Source organism: Kitasatospora sp. NEAU-69 (genome assembly GCF_057158765.1).
On sequence record NZ_JBWXUE010000010.1, the window covers coordinates 137221 to 155389 of the forward strand.

Below are 18169 nucleotides of genomic sequence, written 5' to 3' on the forward strand. Positions count from 1 at the left end.
GCCAGGCATCGGACAACGGAGTCGCATCGTGAATCTGCCCGACCGCCCCCTGGACCGCCGGCACTTCCTCACCGCCGCCGCGCTGACCGCCGGCGCCACGACCCTGCCCGGGCTCGTGGGTGCCCAGCAGGCCGCCGCGGCCGTCCCGCCGCAGGCCACGCTCCCGCCCCAGGTCAGCCTCCCGGACCGCGGCATGTGGGACAGCGCCACCGCCTCGGCCTGGACCGACGGTTTCCTGAGCGGCAACGGCGAGTACGGCACCGTGTACTACGGAGCTCCCACGCTCGAGAAGATGGTCTTCAACCACCACCGGTTCGTGCTGCCCAACGGCACCCGGAGCACGATGCCCCCGGACCTGACCGCCGTACTGGAGCCGGCCCGGAACAAGGCGCTGGCGGGCGACTACGCCGGGGCCGCCTCGACCTTCGCCAACGGCTGGAACCTGAAGTGGACGCAGACGTTCCACCCCGGCTACGAGCTGCAGCTCAGCACCCCGGGCATGACCACGGTCAACGACTACGCCCGGATCACCGACTTCCGTACCGGCGAGGTCACCCACACCTGGACCGACTCCTTCGGCACCTGGAAGCGTCACGTCTTCGTCTCCCGCGCCGACCAGGTCATCGTGCACGAGCTGCTGCCCGCCACCGGCCGCACCGTCGACACCACCCTCGGCGTCAACACCGCGCTGGACTCCGCGCCGACCAGCGTCTCCTACGCCACCACCGCCACCGTCTCCAGCGGCGACGGCTACCTGAACCTGCGCGGCACCTACCCCGCCGGCCAGGGCGCCTTCGGCTACGAGGGCGTCACCCGGGTCGTCGTCTCCGGAGCCGGCGCCTCGATCACGGCCAGCGGAAGCACCCTCGTGGTCGCCAAGGCCACCAAGGTGCTGCTGCTGACCAAGCTCGGCCGGTACGAGACCTCCACCGGCTGGGACGCCAAGCCGCTGCAGACCGCGCTGGCCTCGCTGACCGCCGACTACGCCACCCTGCTGGCCCGGCACGCTCCCGAGCACCAGGCGATGTACGACCGTTCCAGCATCGACCTGAACGTCTCCACCGCCGACCGGCAACTGGCCACCAGCGACCTCATCGCCCGCCAGAAGGCCAACAGCGGCGCGGTCGACATCGCGCTGCTGGAGCGCATGTACGACTCCGGCCGCTATCTCTTCGTCAGCTCGACCGGCGTCCTGCCGCCCCGACTGCCCGGCATCTGGACCGGCACCTGGGCCGGCTCCTGGGCCGATGACTTCACCACCGACGCCAACATCAACCTCCAGGTCTCCGGCGGCAACATCCTCGACCTCAGCGACGCCATGCAGGGGTACTTCGACCTCGTCCTCGGCCAGTTGGCGCACTGGCGCGACAACGCCGCCCGGCTCTACGGTGCCCGCGGCTTCATGGCCCCCTCCCGCACCGACGGTGAGTACGGGCACATGCTGCACTTCAACAACGCCGGCTTCCCCGGCCAGGCATGGACCGGCGGCGCCGACTGGATGCTCTACCCCCTGTTGGAGTACTACCAGGTCACCGGTGACGCCGCCTTCCTGAGGGACAAGCTCGGCCCCGCCCTGATGGAACTCGCCCTGTTCTACGAGGACTTCCTCACCCGCACCGACTCCGACGGCAAGGCCGTCTTCGTCCCCTCCTTCTCCATGGAGAACACCCCGACCAGCACGGGCCAGGCCTTCTCCATCAACGCCACCGGCGACATCATGGCCGGCCGGCACGCCCTGCACGCCGCCATCGACGCCGCCGACCAACTCGGTCTCGAACAGGGCAGCGGCCAGGGCGTCGCCCGCTGGACCGCCCTGCTCGCCAAGCTCCCCGACTGCACCGTCAACAGCGACGGGGCGCTGGCCGAATGGTCCTGGCCGGGCCTGACCGACCACTACGACCACCGGCACGTGCAGCACATGTACGGCGCCTGGCCACTGCACGAGATCAACCCCGAGGAGAAGCCCGATCTCGTCAGGTACGCGGCCAGGGCCCTGGACCTGCGCACCGACGCGAACTTCTCGGCCCACGGCAGCCTGCACCGCGCCCTGTCCCGCGCCCGCCTCAAGGACGGCCCCGGCGTCTACGCCAACCTGCTGAAGATCTACGGCAAGAACATGGTCTGGCGCTCGCTCATGACCTCCCACAACCCCGACCTGGACATCTACAACTGCGACGCGGCCAACACCATCCCCGCCGTCCTGGCCGAGGCACTGCTCTACAGCCGCCCCGGCGTCCTGGAGATCCTCCCCGCCCTCCCCGACCAGCTGGCCCAGGGCACCATCAAGGGCGTCCGCAGCCGCAACCGCATCAGCGTCCAGTCCCTGACCTGGGACACCGCGGCCCGTACCGCCACCGTCGAGCTCACCTCGGACATCGACCAGGACGTCACCTTCATCTGCCGACGCGGCATCACGTCCGTCAGCACCGCCGCCACGGTGACCACGTCCCCGCTGGGCAACCACGCCCGAACCGTGTCGCTGACCGCCGGCACCAGCACCACGATCACCATCGGCCTGCTCACCGGAGTCTTCAAACTGGTCAACCGCAGGAGCGGCAAGGCCATCGACGTCTCCGGTGCCTCCACAGCCGACGGCGGCGCCGCGATCCAGTTCACCTGGTCCGGCAGCGCCAACCAGAAGTGGCAGCTGCTCCCCGACCACGACGGCTCGTACCGCCTGTCCAACGTCAACAGCGGCAAGGTGCTCGACAACCCCGGCGGCTCCACCACCAACGGCACGGCGCTCGACCAGTGGTCGGACACCAACGGCGTCAACCAGTGGTGGAAGCTCGTACCGACGTCCGGTGGCTACTACCGCCTGATCAACGTCAGGAGCGGCCTGTGCGTGGACGTGAACGGCGGCTCGACCGACGACGGCGCCAAGATCATCCAGTGGCCCGCCGCCGGCGGCACCAACCAGGAGTGGCAGCCCGTCGGAGTGTGACGGCCCCGACCGAACGCCGGTGTTCAGCGATGGGGTGGTGATCGCTCTACTGTGCGGGTGGACCGAACCCGCCCTGTCGCCAGACGACGTCGAGCGTGACCTTCTGGAATCGCCATCTAGCCGGGCTACGGACTGCGATGCCCGCCAGCACGCCGCCGGCGAGGAACAGGTTGTCGTCATCCGCTGTGCCGTCGTCCTTCAGGACGGTGTGCGTGACGTGGGTGTTGGCCTGGAACGCGGCCCGGCCGTCATCGATGTCGACGAGCGTGTTGGTGAAGAGGTGCTGCGTGGGCCGAAGGGCCGCATCACGTCCTCGTGGAAGTCGTCCATGCCTTCGAGGCCGTGATGACCGCCCGGAGGCAGCTCGATCTCGCCGTCCGGCACGAACAGCGTCGGCAGCATCACAGTGAAGGAGCGGTCGTCGAACACCTTCGCGTACCTGTCCACGAGCTCGCGGACCGCGGCGCAGTCGGTCAGGATCTGCAGTGCCAGTCCTTGATTCTCAGGTGTCATCATGTCGCCGATGTTAGCCAATATGTACCGATTCACCCCGAATCGGCGATTCGCTGCGATGGGGCCAGGAAGGCTGATTTTCAGCTGATCGAGTGAAGGCTGACGGCTTTTCGTGCGGGGGGCGATCGTCGGCTGGACAGTGAGGAGGCTGCGGGAGGCCCGAGCGTCGAACGGCAGGCGGAGGCCATGAGCTCCCTCCACCGCAGGGAGCGGGGGTTCTCGCGGTGGATGGCGAGGTCAGGTTCGGCGGGCGGAGGTGGTGAGCCGGTCGGCGAGCGCGATGACGAGGTCCCGGAGTTCGTCCGGTCGCTCGATGACGAACGGCCGGTCGAGCGAGGCGAGTACGGGAGGCAGCCAGTCGAGCCGCTCTGCCCGCAGTTCGACGTGGTGCCACCGCTCGGTGTGCGGATCCGTGCCTTCGGCGGGCGCGGGATCCGCCACGCTCGCGATGCTGGCGGGGAGTCGGGTGCGGATCTGTTCGAGCGTCCCGTGGATCCGCAGGGTCACTTCGTGCCGGTACGCGGCCTTGGCGAGCCCTGACAGGACGCGCTGTGCCGGATCGAGTCCGGCGGGCGGCTCGAACGAGCCCGGCAGCGTCCTCGCGTCCGCGATGCGATCGAGCCGGAACGTCCGGTCCTGGCCGATCCCGGGATCGGTGCCCGTCACGTACCACCGGCCCGCATGGGTGACGATCCCGTAGGGGTGCAGCGTGCGTTCGCTCCGTCGGCCGTCCCGGGTGGTGTACCTGATCGAGATCGGTCGGCGATGACGCACCGCGTCGGCGACGGCGAGCAGGACCCCGGTCTCCGGGGTGGCCGACTCGCCGGGCGGCGCCGTGAAGGCGAGGGATTCCATGACGGCGTCGAGCCGGCGGGCCAGACGCTCGGGCAGGGCCCGGCGGATCTTGGCCGCCGCCGTCTCGCCCGCGGTCTCGGTCGCCGTCAGCAGCCCCGTCCTGCGGCCCGCGACGAGCCCGAGCAGCACGGCGAGCGCCTCGTCGTCGTTGAGCATGAGCGGAGGCAGGCGGTACCCGGGGGCGAGCCGGTACCCGCCGTAGCGGCCACGGACCGCCTCGACGGGGATGTCGAGATCGACCAGGTGGTCCACGTACCGCCGCACGGTGCGCCCGTCGACGCCGAGCCGGTCGGCGAGTTCGGCCACCGTTCTGATCCCGCCCGACTGCAGGAGTTCCAGGAGGGTGAGCACGCGGCTGGTGGGTCGAGCCATGTCCAGAAGCCTAGCGTCGATACCGGACCGATTCTGTCCACTATTGGCTCTAGCGTCGGAGGTGCAACGGCTTCACCAGCCGCTTCACCAGCGGCTTCACCGACCTGAGGAGAGCACCATGGACTTCGTTTCGACCCGGATCATCACCGGCGACATCGCGCGCCTTGTCGACTTCTACGAGCGGGCCACCGGAGTGCGGGCCGATTGGTCCACCGAGGACTTCGCCGAGCTGCGGACCGCCGGAGCGACCCTCGCGATCGGCAGCACCCGCACCGTGGCTCTGTTCGCCCCCGGCTCCGCCCGTCCGGCCGAGAACAACAGCGTGATCATCGAGTTCCTCGTCGCCGACGTGGACGGTGTGTACCGGAACCTGGTCGATGTCGTCGCCGACTTCGTGACCGAGCCCACCACGATGCCCTGGGGCAACCGGTCGCTGCTGCTCCGGGACCCTGACGGCAACCTCGTCAACTTCTTCACGCCTGTCACGCCGGCGGCCATCGAGAAGTTCGCTCGCTGACGACAATGCGGCCGCCCGAGTGGGATCACGGGTCGTCGGCGGTCATCGCGGCTGCTGTTCCGCGATGACCGCCCAGTCGTCCGCCCCACGGCCGTCGGCGATGGCCTGATCGAAGACGGTCCGGAGCAGTTCACCGATCGGGAGCGTCATGTCGTGGTCGTTCGCCGCGTCGAGCGCGAGGTGGAGGTCCTTGCGGCCCAGGGCTGTGGTGAACCCGGCCGGCTGGTAGCGCCGTTCGGCGATCGCCGACCCGTAGCCGGTGTAGACGGCTCCCGGGAAGAGCGTCGAGGTCAGCAATTCGACGAACTGCCCGGAGTCGACACCGGCGCCTTCCGCGAGACTGACCGCCTCGCCCAGCGACTGGATCGCGCAGGCGATCAGGTAGTTCCCGAGGATCTTCACGGTGTTGGCCTGCTCCGGACGATCGCCGAGTCGCCAGGTTCGCGAGCCGATCACGTCGAAGAGCGGCTGCACGCGGTCGATCAGCCCCTGCTCACCGGCCGCGAGGATGTTGAGTGCTCCGGCTTCGGCGACCGGAACACGGCCGAAGACCGGTGCCGCGACGTACCCGACACCGTGCTCGGCGTGCGCTGCGCCGGCCTGGCGGGCCAGCCCGGCGCTCACCGTCGCGAGGTTGACGTGAACGGTTCCGCGTGGGGTCCGGGCGAGGACACCGGAGTCGATGAACGTCTCGGTGACGGCCCGGTCGTCGGCCAGGACCGAGAAGACCACCGGCGAGTGCATGGCTTCCGCGACCGACGCGGATCGGCGGGCACCGGCTGCGACGAGTTCGTCCGCAGGCCCGTCGGAGCGGTTCCACACCACGACGTCGTGCCCGGCCTTCAGGAGGTTGCGTGCGATGGGGCTCCCCATCGCTCCCAGACCGATGACCGCGATTTCGCCCATCCGAAGAACCCTCTCTCTTGAACCGTCCAAGACGGTTCAATGATGGCATAGGGTTACCATCCTGTGGAACCGGCTGAGAAGGTTTACGGAGGTGTTGTCGCCGACTGCGGAGGTTGGAGTGGCCGAGGAGATACGCCGTCTCTTCCGGATGGACAACGAGGTCCTCGCGTTCCGGTTCACTGCCACCGTCAGCGATCGAGCCGGCGTGGCGCCGCGAGAGCGGCTGACCGATCCCGCACGACTGAAAGCCTGGCTGCGGGCAACAGGGCTCGAGGTCACGGACGTTTCGCCGGCCGATCTGAAGAACGCCGTCGAGCTCCGTGAGGCGATCCATCGCATCGGGTCGGCGATCGCCGCAGGTGAACAGCCCGATTCGAAGGCCGTCCGCATCCTCAACACGGTTGCGGCCGCCGGGCACGCGAAGCCCGCGCTCGAACACGGCCTCGCGGCATGGCACCTGACCGAGATCACGCCTGCCGCTGACGCCCTCGGGGTCCTGGCCGCGGATGCCATCCACGTCCTCGGAGGCCCCGACCGCGGCCGCATCAAGAACTGCGAAGGCCCCGGATGCGCGGGGCTTTTCCTCGACACCAGCCGTGGAGCCAACCGCCGGTGGTGTTCCATGAACACCTGCGGCAACAAGGTCAAGAAGATGCGATTCGCCGGGCCCTGACCCGACAGCCGTACTCAATGGGTGCAGGCGGCAGGGAAAACCAGGTGCCCCGGCCGCCACCCGTCCCTACGCTTTCCCGCCATGGACAGCACCGGGGCCGAGCGCCTCCTGAACGTCGTGGACGTCGAAGCCACCTGCTGGGCCGGCGGCCAACCACCGGGCGCGGTCAGCGAGATCATCGAGATCGGGCTGACCGTCGTCGACCTGGCCACCGCGGAGCGCCTCGCCCGGCATCGGATCCTGGTGCGTCCCGCCCGGTCCACGGTCAGCGAGTTCTGCACCGAGTTGACCGGCCTCACGCAACACGAGGTGGACGGAGGAGTCAGCTTCGCCGAGGCGTGCCGGCTGCTGGCGGCCGACCACCACGCCGGGTCCCGCCCGTGGGCCAGTTGGGGCGACTACGACCGCAACCAGTTCACCCGGCAGTGCCAGGCCGCCGGGACGCCGTATCCCTTCGGCCGGCACCACACCAACGCCAAAGCAGCCTTCACCGAGGCGTACGGCCTGCGCAAACGCCCCGGCATGGCGCGGGCCCTGGAGATCGCCGGGCGGCCGCTCGAAGGCCGTCACCACCGTGGCGAGGACGACGCCTGGAACATCGCCGGCCTCGTTCTCCACCTGTCCGAGCGGGGCGTCTGGCCGGATCCGTGCTGACCGGGCCTGGCATCCCTGCGCGTCGTCACTCGAAGGGTGCCGGGTCGCCGGCCCCAACCCGGACGATCTGCGCCCCGTCACCGGAGAAGTCGACGACCGTCGTCGGCTCCGTACCGCAGTCGCCGGAGTCCACCACGGCGTCCAGCACGTGGTCGAGTCGCTCCTTGATCTCCCACCCCTGGGTCATCGGCTCGTCCTCGCCGGGCAGGAGCAGGGTGCTGGAGAGGAGGGGCTCGCCGAGTTCGGCGAGCAGGGTCCGCGTGACGACGTGGTCGGGGATCCTGACCCCCACCGTCTTCTTCTTCGGGTGCATCAGACGGCGCGGCACCTCCTTGGTGGCGGGGAGGATGAAGGTGTAGCTGCCCGGCGTCGCCGCCTTGATCGTGCGGAAGACGGCGTTGTCGATGTGGACGAACTGCCCCAGCTGGGCGAAGTTCTCGCACATCAGGGTGAAGTGGTGGCGGTCGTCGAGACGCCGGATCGACCGGATCCGTTCGAGGCCCTCGGGGTTGCCCATACGGCAGCCCAGAGCGAAGCAGGAGTCGGTCGGGTACGCGATGAGGGCACCGGAGCGGAGGCTGTCGGCCACGGTGCGGATGGTGCGGGCTTGGGGAGTCTGCGGGTGCACGTCGAAGTACTTGGCCATTGGCCGACTCTACGGGATCCACCCGGCCCATCCAGGGCTGGTCCGGGGGCGCTGCCTGGGCAGTCACCGCTTCTCGTGTGACTGAGCGCCTCAGTAGGCGAGTTGAGCACCTTGCTCGGACGGCATGGCGGGCAGTGGCCGCCAATCGGCGGGCATGTCGCGCATGACCAGAACGCAGTCCAGGGTCGCGCTCCCCGGCGGGAAGCGGTCCGGATCGTCGAAGAAGGACGACCTGACGGAGCGAGCCAGGCCGGCCTCCACGTGCCAGGCGTCGGTCCGCAGTTCCATACCGTCCAGATGACGGCCGGAGCCGGTGGCCGAGAAGCCCTTCGCCCCGTCCTGGAAGAAACGGGAAGCCTCGGCAAGGTCGGCGAAGAGCTCGCTGCCCCGTAGCTCGTCGGACAGCTCGACGGTGACATCCACCCGGGTGGCGCCATCCGACGTCGCCAGTGCGACGCGCATCCGGCGGGGGGTCTCGTGCACCTCGAAGGCGGCGCGGCGGTGTTCCCCCGGGAAGATGCGGCCTCCGGCCCAGACGTTGAGCCGCGAGGCGGTGTCGCGCCGGGGGATGTAGACGCCGGTCTCGACGCCGCCCGGTCCATCCCATTCGACGGCGATCCGGTGTGCCGCGTTCTCGCTCCGCAGCCCGAACGCCTTGGGTGCCCAGCTGGGCCGGACGCTTCCCAGGCGCAGCAGGCAGATGCCCGCGACCGCGTAGCCGTGCACGAGTTGCGGGCGCAGTGGCCGGGGGAGCAGGCGTGCTGCGGCGTCCGGGGCGACTCGGTAGTTCACCAGTAGCCGTCGTTCGACGACGCTGGACAGTCGCGGCTGCCTCATGACCCCTCGCTCTGCGCCCCGGGGCGCCATTTGGTGTGGCGAAGCACGATCTGCTCGGGACAGACGGCGCTGAGGAAGCGGCCGATGCACGTGGCGAGTCGATCCTCGGCCAGCGCGTAGAGGATCCGGTTGCCTTCGCGTCGGTCGGTGACCAGTCCGGCGCTTTTGAGCACGCTGAGATGTCGCGAGATGGAGGGCGCGCTGATCGCGAACCTGGCGGCGATCTCGCCGGCCGCGAGCTCACCGCCTCTGAGGTCCTCGAGGATCTGGCGCCTCGTCGGATCGGCGAGAGCACGGAAGGCTCCCGCCTCGTCCTGAGCTTCTGTCATATCTGATATTTAGCACTTTGGCTAAGTATCTAACAAGGGTCAGGCGGCGCAGCCCCGAAACCGCGGCTGACCGGTTCGGGCGCAACCGCGTCATCTGCTCCTCGATCGTGGCAGCGGGGATCGGCCTCTGAGCCTCTGAGCCTCGGGCGGGTCCGGTCGCCCTTCGACCGGACCCGCCCACCGCCATGACCGTCCGTCAGCCGGTGGCGCTCAGAGTGCCGTCGAAGGTCCGGGCGGCCAGGCCGAAGGAGAGCGTCATGCCGACGCCCGAGGTGACCGTGACGGCCCGTACGCCGGGAGCCAGGTCGCGGACCAGTAGCGGCCCGCGACCGCTGCTGGCATAGACGCCCTGCCACCGCTCGGTCACCTCCAGGCGCTCGGTGCCCAGCAGGCCCGCGACTGCGCCGAGCAGCAGGTCGTAGGTGCGCTCGTCGATGAACGGCGGTGTGGTCGCGTCGTAGTCGTGCGAGTCACCGACCAGCAGGGTGTCGTCCGGCAGTCGGGCGAACATCACGTTGGCCCCGATGCCGAGCAGGTCCGCGCTGTGGGCGGTGACCTCCTCGCGCAGGCGGACGGCGGACGGCTGCGCGGTGAAGGCCTCGTAGCGCAGCATCGAGGTGGCGGTCAGCACCGCCGAGTCGGTCCGCAGGCCGGCCGGGGCCTTCACCCGGGCCATCGAGAGGCGGCAGCGCTGCACGCCGTGGTCCTCGGTGACGGCGGGGACCAGGTGGTCGAGGTCGTGTCCGACGCAGACCAGGATCCGCTCGCCGTGCACCGGGCCGCGCGTGGTGTGCACGGTGCCGGGCTCGACGCCGGTGACGGCGGTGCCCCAGAGGATCTCGGCGCCCGGCTGCTCGGCGATCCAGCGGGCCAGGCCCGGGGCGGCCTCGCGCGGGTTCACCCGCAGGTCGTCGGGGAGGAACGCCGCCCCGACGATGTCGCCCGAGGCACGTGGGGCGCCCAGCTCGACCGGCTCGCCCGGTACGGTGTCCGGCCCGTCCGCTGCCAGGCCGAGGGCCGAGACGGCCTGGGACCGGGTGCGCAGCTGGACCGTCCTGTCGCCGCGCGCGTCGCGCAGCTCCTCCAGGACCGCCATCTCGGTGGCGGACCTGGCCACCACCAGCGCACCGGCCTCGGGGGCCCACAGCCCGGCCGAGGCGGCGGCCCGCAGCCAGCCGGCCCTGGAGCGGTAGGCGATGTCCAGCAGGTCGCCGTCCTGCGCGGTGACGCAGCAGTGGCCGAAGTTGCGAACGGAGGCGCCCACCGGCTGCCAGTCGCGCTCCACGATGGTGACGGAGAGTCCGTTGCCGAGCGCCTCGAAGGCGTGGGCGAGGCCGACGATACCGGCTCCGACGATGACGAGGTCGCTTCGGTCGGCCGGTATCGGCCTGGGGGCGGCCGCCACCGGGGCGGGGGATGTAGTGCTCATGGCCCCAGCGTCGCGGTTCGGACCCGTCCAGGTCAAGACATGTATGTACAAGCCGCCGTCCGTACATCGAGCCTTCGCCTGCCGACACCATGCTGTTGCCCTCGACGCCGCCGATCCTACCTTGAGGTTTACCGCCCCGGGATGTCATAGTCATCTTGTGAAGACAAGTATGGACGGCCCGCTCCATCAGCGACTGGGCGCCGAGTTCCTGCGCCGCATCGCGACCGGCGAGTGGCCCGAAGGACAACCGGTGCCCAGCGAGTCCCAGCTCTGCGCGGAGTTCGGCACCTCCCGAGGACCGGTCCGCCAGGCGCTGGCCATGCTGCGCCGCGAGGGCAACCTGATCGGCGGGCAGGGCAAGCCGCCCGTCGCCCGTCGCACTGCGCCCACCCAGCCGTTCGCCTCCTTCCTCTCCTTCACCCAGTGGGCGCACACCGTCGGGCGGGAGCCGGGACAGCGGACGATCGAGGTGGCCCGGCGCCGCGCCTCGATCGAGGCCGCCGCCCGACTCGGCCTCGCCGAGGGCGAGTTCGTGGTCGAACTCGTCCGCCTGCGGCTGCTGGACGGCGTCCCGGCGATGATCGAGCGCTCCAGCTTCGTCACCGAGGTCGGCCGCTACCTGTTCGACTTCGACCCGGACGCGGGCTCGGTCTACGCCGAGCTGCTGCGCCGCGAGGTCGACCTGCACCACGCCCGCCACACCATCGACGCCATCGCCGCCGACGCCGCCGACTCCGGCCTGCTGGAGATCACGGTCGGCGACCCGCTGCTGCGGATCCGGCGACTGACCTCCTCCCACCAGGGCGAGCCGCTGGAGTACGGAGACGACCGGTACCTGCCGGCCATGGCCACCTTCACCATCGAGAACACCATCGAAGGCCGCACCGTCGTCGGCCGCTACCACACCGAAGAGGACTGACCCGTGATCGAACTCGCCGTTCTGGACATGGCCGGCACCACCATCGACGAGGCCGGCGCGGTCTACCTGGCCCTGCGCACCGCCGTCGAGCGGACCGGGGCGACGGTGGCCGAGGCCGATCTGCAGACCTGGATGGGCACCGACAAGCGCGAAGCCATCGACGCCCTGGTCCGCCTCGGCGGCGGGACCCCCACCCCGGAGCTGGTCGAGGAGGGCTACCAGGTCTTCGCCGCGATGCTGCACGATGCCTACCGCGCCACACCCCCGCAGCCGCTGCCCGGCGTGGAGCAGGCCCTCGCCGAGCTGCGCGCCCGAGGTATCAAGGTCGCCCTCTCCACCGGCTTCAGCGACGACGTCGCCGGACCGCTGCTGGCGTCCATCGGCTGGTCGGCCGGTCCGGACGGCAACCTGGACGCTGTCGTCACCTCCGACGAGGTCGGCCGTGGCCGCCCCGCACCGTACATGATCCACCGGGCCATGGAGAAGACCGGCGTCGTCGACGTCCGCAAGGTGCTGGCCGTCGGGGACACCGTGGTCGACCTCCAGGCCGGGACCAACGCCGGAGCCGGGGTGGTGATCGGCGTGCTGACCGGCAAGGTCGACCGCGCCCACCTGGAGGCCCAGCCGCACACCTACGTGCTGGACAGCGCCGCCGAGATCCCGGCCCTCGCCGAGACCCAGGCCCCGAACGCCGCCTGACGGCAGCCTTCCTCGGCACCTCGGACGGCCTGGCCACCAGGCCGTCCGAGATCGCGTCGCGCTCAGTCAGGCAGGCTTCCACAACTCCGGCCGATGCCCTCGGGGATCAGTGACCCGGCCGGACGGCCGACGCCCGCCACATCCTGAGTCCCGTCGGCCACCTCCGCTCCCTTGGCACGCAGTTGTGCAAGCTCCGCCTCCAAAACCCGGACCCGGAGGGTCTGAAATCCGGCGGGCAGCTGGTTCACCGGCGGGGAGCTGACGAGGCTCGCGGACGCGCTCGGGCACCCCGTGCGCCGGGTGCGCCGGGTGCGTGCTCACCTCTGACGGCGTGCTGGTGGTTCGCGGTACCGGGCGTCGACAGCTGCTCGACCATGCCCATTCTTGACGATCAGAAAGCGAAGAACGGGCACACGGCAGGTGACAGGTTTCCTAGACTCGGGCGGGGGAGCGAGCGGCCGGCGGGGCTGGCCGGGTCTGGGGGGACCATGGGGACGGACACGGATGTAACCGGTGACACGGCTGACGGCGGCGTGTTCGCGCTGCTCGGGCCGCTGCAAGTGGTTGACGGCAGTGGGCGGGTGTTGCCGGTCGCCTCGGCGCGGCAGCGGGAGCTGTTGGCGGCGCTGCTGCTGCGGGCCAACCAGATCGTGCCCGCCGAGGAGTTGGCGGAGCTGCTGTGGCCCGGGGGCGGTGAGCCGGTCCGGGCGACGCTGCGCAGCTACGTGATGCGGCTGCGGCGCAGCCTCGGCAGCCTCGGCGGGCGGCTGGAGACGGCCTCACCCGGGTACCGGCTGGTGGTGAACGGGGCGGTGACGCTGGACCTCGGCGACTTCCTCGAGTGCTGCCGCGCCGGGCGGCGGGCGGCGCGGCAGGGTGACTGGCCCGGCGCGCTGGCCGCGCTCGACGCGGCGCTCGCGCTCTGGCGGGACGAGCCGCTGGTGGACGTCCCGTGCGAACCGCTGCGTGAACGGGCGTTGCCCGCCTTGGTCGAGGCCCGGCGGCAGGCCCGTGAACTGCGGTGCGAGGCGCTGGTGGAGTCCGGCCGGCCCGCCGAGGCGGTCACCGAGCTGCGGGTGCTGATCCGCGAGGAGCCGCTGCGCGAGCACGCCTATGCGGTGCTGATGCGGGCGCTGGCACGGCTGAACCGGCGGGCCGAGGCGCTGGACGTCTTCCGCGAGCTGCGCGCGGTGCTGCGCGAGGAACTGGGCGTCGAGCCGGGGAGTTCGCTGCAGCAGCTGCACCGGGAGCTCCTGTCGGCGCAGAACGGCCGGTCCGGGGCGACGGGCTCCCCGGCGACTGCGGTGCCGGTCGCGCCTGTTGCCCCTGCTCCTGCCCCTGCCCCTGCCCCTGCCCCTGCCCCTGCCCCTGCTCCCGCTCCCGCTCCCGCCAGGACCCTGCCCTTCGGGAACACCTTCTTCACCGGCCGCGAGGCCGAACTGGAGCGGATGCTCGACCTGTTCGCCCCGGCCCGGGGTGCCGCAATATCGGCAGCGTCGGCAACGCCGGCTCAGCCCGTGCTGGTCGTGATCTCGGGGATGGGCGGAACCGGCAAGACCTCGCTGGCGGTGCAGGTGGCCCGGCTGACCCGGGACCGGTTCCCGGACGGCCAGGTGTACCTGAACCTGCGCGGCTCGTCCGAGGCCGTGGCCGCGGAGCGCGCCGTCGGCCCGGAGCAGCACCACCTCGGGGCGCTGCTGCACCAACTGGGCTGCACCGCCGCCGAGATGCCCGCGGATCCGGCCGCCCGGCTGGAGCTGCTGCGCGCCCGGCTGGCGGACCAGCGGCTGCTGCTGATCCTGGACGACGTCCGCGATGCCGGACAGCTCCGGGCAATGCTCCCGGCGCTGGCGGTCGGCTCGGTGATCGCGACCAGCCGCAAGCACCTCGCCGGGCTGCCGGGTGCCGCCCACGTGGCGCTCGACGGGATGGATCGCGCCGCCTCGCGGCGACTGCTCGCCCGGCTGGTCGGTGCGCCGCGGCTGGCCGCGGAGGAGACGGCGGCCGAGGAACTGATGGAGCTCTGCGCGGACCTACCGCTGGCGCTGCGGCTGGCCGGCGCCCGGCTGGCCACCCGGCCGCGCTGGGCGGTGGCCGACCTGTGCGACAGCATCCGCTCCGCCCGGTCTCGGCTCGACCAGCTCAGCTTCGGCGACGAGAGCGTGCGCGCGGCCTTCGAGGTCGCCTATCTGCGGCTGGGACGGGCGGAGTTGCGGCAGCTGTTCTGCCTCGTGGGCCTGGCCGCCGGGGCGGAGCTGGGCCTGCCGGCGGTGGGGGCGCTCACCGGGCGCGACCCGGCGCAGGCCGAGGCCGACCTGGAGTTCCTGGTCGACGCCTGCCTGCTGCAGTCCTCGGCACCGGCCCGCTATGGCGCGCACGACCTGCTGCGCGACTACGCGGCCGAGCGGTCGGAGACCGACCTGCCCGCCGAGGAGCGCACCGCCGCCCTGGTCCGGCTGCTCGGCTGGTACGCGCGGGCGGCGCTCGACGTCTCCGATGTGCTGCGGCCCTCGCGCGTGGTCGGCATGGTGCCGCTGGACGACATTCCGGACGGGCTGCCCGCCGGGCCACACCTCGCCGAGGTGACCGACGCGGTGGCCTGGATGCAGACCGAGATGCCCAACATCCGGGCGGCGGTCCGGCTGGGTGCGGCCGGCAGCGAGCCGCGGCTGCAGCGGCTGTGCTGGCAGCTCGCCCGGGCGTGCACGGTGTTCCTGATGATCCAGCGCGAGACCGCGACCATGATCGAGCTGCTGACCGTCGGCGCGGACGCGGCGGCGCGGCTCGGCGATCTGGAGGCCGAGGCGCTGCAGCGCGCCGACGTGGCGATCGCGATGCTGCAGTCGGGCGCCTTCGCCCAAGCCGTCGAGGTACTGGAGCGGTGCGTCGAGGTGCAGGTGGCGCTGGACCGGCCGGAGAACGCGGACAGTGCGCGGGCCAATCTGGGCATCGCCTTCGCCGAACTGGGCCGACTGGACGCGGCGACCGTCCAGTTCGAGCTGGTGCTGGCCTATCGCCAGGAACACGGCACCCTGGCCGGTCAGTTCGAGGTGTGGTCCAACCTCGCCCGGCTGCGGCTGATGACCGGTGACCTCGCCGGCTCGCTCGCCGCCTGCGCGGGTGCCGAGGAGGTCGCCGAGGTGGCCGGCGGCCTGGTTCCGCACTGGGAGGCGTACCTGCACGTGAAGGCGACCTGCCTGCAAGCGGCCGGCAAGTTGGCCCAGGCCGCGGAGGCGGCGGAGGAGTCCGCCCGGCTGCGGCGCGAGCAGGGCGACCGGCAGGGTCTGGCGCAACTACTGAGACTGCACGGGGAGTTGCTCGCGGAGCTCGGTCATCCGCGAGCGGCCGCAGTGCTGGCGGAGGCCGAGGCACTGGAGGGCGAGCTCATGGCACCGGTCGGCTGAGGCGCCGGAGCGCGAGCCCATGGCAACGGTCAGGTGAACCGCGCCGCGAGCTCCCGCTCCCGCCGGCGCCCCGCGCGGCCTCGCCGCCAGCCACGCAACAGCAGTGCGATCAGCAGCAGTTGAGCGCCGCCCTCGAAGACCAGCACCGCCAGGCCGTCGAGCACCCGGGCCGGCTGCCCCGAGGCGACCTCGGCCACGCCCCGGACCAGCAGGGTGACGGCGATCGGCAGCGCGTAGCCGAGCGCCACGGCGATCAGCGCCACCGCCCCGGCGACCAGGAACCCCGTGTAGAGCCGCACCGGGCGGCGCTCGTGCGCGGGGAGGGCCAGCACCGGGTCCGGGCGGTCGACGTACCCGGCCACCCGGCGGTCCAGGCGGCACAGCAGGCGGCTGCGCGCGGCGAGGTAGCGAGCGTGCTCCAGCGCGTCACCGTAGAGGTTGCGGCAGCGGAGCAGATCCTGCACCACCAGGTAGCCGTCGGTGCGCACGCAGAACATGAACTGCCCGGCGACGGCCCACAGTTGCATCAGCAGGGCGGATCCGGCCAGCGCCGCCGGCAGGCTTCCGGGGCGGGTCTGGGCCAGCACCGTGGCGCTGCCGGCCGCCAGCACCAGATCGCAGCCCGCGCCGGCCAGTTGGAACCGCAGCCGGGTGCGGCGGTCGGCGAGCCAGAGCAGCGGCGCCGAGGTCTGCGGGGTGATCATCACCAGGCGGGTGCCCATGCTCAGCCGTGCGGGCACCTCCGCCGCCCGGGCGGCTGCCAGGTGGCAGAACTCGTGCAGCGTGACGCCGAACACCAGGACCACGGTGTTCCAGGCCGTGCTCAACCCGGCCGAGTGGAGGGCGAAGTAGCTCTGGTAGCCGAGCCGGAACCGGTGCAGCAGGGTCAGCCGAGCGAACGCCGCCAGCACGAACACCGCCGCGCCGGTCAGCGTCACCGGATGGAAGAGCAGCCGGGCCCAGGAGGGCCGCAGCCACGGCAGGCTTGATCCGGGCCCGGCCTCGGCCTCCTGAGGGCCATTCGGGTCCAGGTCGACCCCCGTGGCGACCTGGACCGCGAAATCCAGGGTGAGCAGCGTGCGGACGAAATCCGGCACGTCCGGACGGACGCCGTGCTCCTGCTCGGCCCGGGCGGCGGCCTCCGCCAGGGTCACGCCGTCGGCCAGCGCCCGCAGCACGGTCACCGCGATCCCGGGGAGGTCCACCACCTCGCCGGTGTCCGCGCAACCCACGGTCCAGGTGTCGTTCCCCTGGCGGTAGTCCAGGCGGCGCAGCCGCACCCGGGCGTCCGGGCCCAGCTCCTGGTCGCCGGTCGTTTCGGTGGTCATCGGGCCGGGACGTCCAGCAGCGCGCCGCAGCCGATGGGACAGTCGGCCAGCGGCTTTCCCTCGAAGACGTGGTGGTGGCCGAGGTCGAGCAGGTTGACGTGGATCTCCCGGCCGGCCGCCTGCACCGGCATGCCGAGCAGGAACCGGATGCCCTCCAGGGCCAGTTGGTTCCCGGCGATCTGGGCGGAGGGCGCGATCACCGAGTTGTGGTCCAGGTTGACCAACTCCGGGAACCATTCGCCGCGTTCGCGCTTCTGCTCCCGCTGCGGGCCGCTGATGCAGCGGTAGCAGCAGGTCCGGCCGGGGATCAGGGTGGCCATGGTGACCAGCGCGCTGGCGTATCCGGCGGTCAGCCAGGGCTTGCCCGCCGCGAAGCAGGCGTCGTTGATCCAGTCCCGCACCTCGGCCGGGCTGTCCGCACAGCACAGCACCAGGTCGGCGTCGCGCACGGTCTCCGCCAGGTCGGCCGGGGCGGTGATCCGGGTCTGTTCGGTGCTGATGGCCAGCCGGGAGTCCAGGGCGTGCAGCCGCTCCGCCACCGCCTCGGTCTTCGGCCGGCCGAGGTCCGCCTCGGTGAAGAGCAGTTGGCGGCTCAGGTTGGAGAGCTCCACGGTGTCGAAGTCGAGCAGGTGGAGCCGGCCGACGCCGGTCGCCGCCAGGGCGGCCGCGGCGGCGGAGCCGACCCCGCCGAGGCCGAGCACCGCGACCGAGGCGCGGCGCAGAGCGGCGAGCAGCTCGTAGTGGTTCGCCCGGGGCGCCGCGTCGATGTCTGTGAGGAAGTTCAGGGTGCGGGTGTGCCGGGCCACGTCGGCCGGGTCCAGCTCGGGCGGCGGCGTCGCTGCCGCGTCCAGCAGCCAGCCGTGCGCCTGGAGCACATCGAGGATCTGCTGGACCTGCTCCTGGGTCGCCCCGTGCTCGTCGGCCATCCGGGCGGCGATCTCGGGGACCGGATGGCGGCCGTCGAGCAGTCGGCAGAGCGGCCAGACCAGGCCGGAGGAATCGGTCAGCTCGGAGACCAGCCCGTAGAGCCACGGGCCGATCAGGATCGTCCCGTCCGGCCGCCTGGTGGGCAGGTGCCCGGGCTTGAGCATGGGCAGGTGCATCGGCGTTGGCTTCCCTCTCCGCGCTGGTGGTCGGACACGTC

The 18169-nt window shown here is 71.4% G+C and carries 17 protein-coding genes; 7 read left to right on the top strand and 10 right to left on the bottom strand.

The window, feature by feature from the left end; all coding sequences use genetic code 11:
* The first annotated feature begins 28 nt into the window (after positions 1–28).
* Positions 29–2944: a glycosyl hydrolase family 95 catalytic domain-containing protein gene (locus AC060L_RS14125; RefSeq protein ID WP_483799054.1), complete on the top strand. Its 2916-nt coding sequence runs from the start codon at positions 29–31 to the stop codon at positions 2942–2944.
* A gap of 46 nt (positions 2945–2990) precedes the next feature.
* On the opposite strand, the gene AC060L_RS14130 is transcribed toward AC060L_RS14125, so the two are convergent.
* The 3 genes from AC060L_RS14130 to AC060L_RS14140 all read right to left on the bottom strand — a co-directional run bounded on the left by AC060L_RS14130 (position 2991) and on the right by AC060L_RS14140 (position 4684).
* The gene (locus tag AC060L_RS14130) at positions 2991–3200 is read right to left on the bottom strand and encodes a hypothetical protein (protein ID WP_483799152.1); all 210 of its coding nucleotides are present in this window, start codon (positions 3198–3200) and stop codon (positions 2991–2993) included.
* Complete coding sequence (locus AC060L_RS14135; protein WP_483799055.1) at positions 3143–3460, bottom strand: nuclear transport factor 2 family protein; 318 nt, start codon at positions 3458–3460, stop codon at positions 3143–3145. The genes AC060L_RS14130 and AC060L_RS14135 overlap by 58 nt, the downstream gene beginning before the upstream one ends.
* A gap of 234 nt (positions 3461–3694) precedes the next feature.
* A complete protein-coding gene (locus tag AC060L_RS14140) occupies positions 3695–4684 on the bottom strand; it encodes a helix-turn-helix transcriptional regulator (protein ID WP_483799056.1) in 990 nt (329 codons plus the stop codon).
* A gap of 118 nt (positions 4685–4802) precedes the next feature.
* Here AC060L_RS14140 and AC060L_RS14145 point away from each other — a divergent pair, with 118 nt between their 5' ends.
* Positions 4803–5201, top strand: a complete 399-nt coding sequence (locus AC060L_RS14145) for a VOC family protein (protein WP_483799057.1) — start codon at positions 4803–4805, stop codon at positions 5199–5201.
* 42 nt (positions 5202–5243) lie between these two features.
* Here the strand turns inward: AC060L_RS14145 and AC060L_RS14150 are convergent, their stop codons facing one another.
* Positions 5244–6107: an NAD(P)-dependent oxidoreductase gene (locus AC060L_RS14150; RefSeq protein ID WP_483799058.1), complete on the bottom strand. Its 864-nt coding sequence runs from the start codon at positions 6105–6107 to the stop codon at positions 5244–5246.
* 118 nt (positions 6108–6225) lie between these two features.
* On the opposite strand from AC060L_RS14150, the gene AC060L_RS14155 reads away from it, so the two are divergent.
* Both AC060L_RS14155 and AC060L_RS14160 read left to right on the top strand, forming a co-directional pair.
* A complete protein-coding gene (locus AC060L_RS14155) occupies positions 6226–6780 on the top strand; it encodes a CGNR zinc finger domain-containing protein (protein WP_483799059.1) in 555 nt (184 codons plus the stop codon).
* Between the two features lie 81 nt (positions 6781–6861).
* A complete protein-coding gene (locus AC060L_RS14160; RefSeq protein WP_483799060.1) occupies positions 6862–7434 on the top strand; it encodes a 3'-5' exonuclease in 573 nt (190 codons plus the stop codon).
* Between the two features lie 25 nt (positions 7435–7459).
* On the opposite strand, the gene AC060L_RS14165 is transcribed toward AC060L_RS14160, so the two are convergent.
* The 4 genes from AC060L_RS14165 to AC060L_RS14180 form a co-directional block, all read right to left on the bottom strand.
* Complete coding sequence (locus AC060L_RS14165) at positions 7460–8080, bottom strand: L-threonylcarbamoyladenylate synthase (protein ID WP_483799061.1); 621 nt, start codon at positions 8078–8080, stop codon at positions 7460–7462.
* A gap of 90 nt (positions 8081–8170) precedes the next feature.
* Positions 8171–8917, bottom strand: a complete 747-nt coding sequence (locus AC060L_RS14170; protein ID WP_483799062.1) for a DUF2071 domain-containing protein — start codon at positions 8915–8917, stop codon at positions 8171–8173.
* On the bottom strand, positions 8914–9246 hold the full coding sequence (locus tag AC060L_RS14175) for a metalloregulator ArsR/SmtB family transcription factor (protein ID WP_483799063.1): 333 nt from the start codon (positions 9244–9246) through the stop codon (positions 8914–8916). Before AC060L_RS14175 ends, AC060L_RS14170 begins: the two co-directional genes overlap by 4 nt.
* A gap of 196 nt (positions 9247–9442) precedes the next feature.
* Entirely contained in the window at positions 9443–10675 is a 1233-nt protein-coding gene (locus AC060L_RS14180; protein ID WP_483799064.1) for a TIGR03364 family FAD-dependent oxidoreductase, read from the bottom strand.
* Positions 10676–10832: 157 nt separating this feature from the next.
* Here AC060L_RS14180 and AC060L_RS14185 point away from each other — a divergent pair, with 157 nt between their 5' ends.
* The 3 genes from AC060L_RS14185 to AC060L_RS14195 all read left to right on the top strand — a co-directional run bounded on the left by AC060L_RS14185 (position 10833) and on the right by AC060L_RS14195 (position 15697).
* Positions 10833–11594 (top strand): GntR family transcriptional regulator, encoded by a 762-nt coding sequence (locus AC060L_RS14185; protein WP_483799065.1) that lies wholly within the window; start codon positions 10833–10835, stop codon positions 11592–11594.
* A gap of 3 nt (positions 11595–11597) precedes the next feature.
* The gene (locus AC060L_RS14190; RefSeq protein WP_483799066.1) at positions 11598–12293 is read left to right on the top strand and encodes a phosphonatase-like hydrolase; all 696 of its coding nucleotides are present in this window, start codon (positions 11598–11600) and stop codon (positions 12291–12293) included.
* A 488-nt stretch (positions 12294–12781) separates the two neighbouring features.
* Positions 12782–15697 carry an AfsR/SARP family transcriptional regulator gene (locus tag AC060L_RS14195; RefSeq protein WP_483799067.1) on the top strand — a complete coding sequence of 972 codons (2916 nt, stop codon included), beginning with the start codon at positions 12782–12784 and terminating at the stop codon, positions 15695–15697.
* A 29-nt stretch (positions 15698–15726) separates the two neighbouring features.
* Here AC060L_RS14195 and AC060L_RS14200 read toward each other — a convergent pair whose 3' ends face one another.
* Positions 15727–17025: a hypothetical protein gene (locus AC060L_RS14200; protein ID WP_483799068.1), complete on the bottom strand. Its 1299-nt coding sequence runs from the start codon at positions 17023–17025 to the stop codon at positions 15727–15729.
* Positions 17022–18128 carry a ThiF family adenylyltransferase gene (locus AC060L_RS14205; RefSeq protein ID WP_483799069.1) on the bottom strand — a complete coding sequence of 369 codons (1107 nt, stop codon included), beginning with the start codon at positions 18126–18128 and terminating at the stop codon, positions 17022–17024. The genes AC060L_RS14200 and AC060L_RS14205 overlap by 4 nt, the downstream gene beginning before the upstream one ends.
* Positions 18129–18169 lie beyond the last annotated feature (41 nt).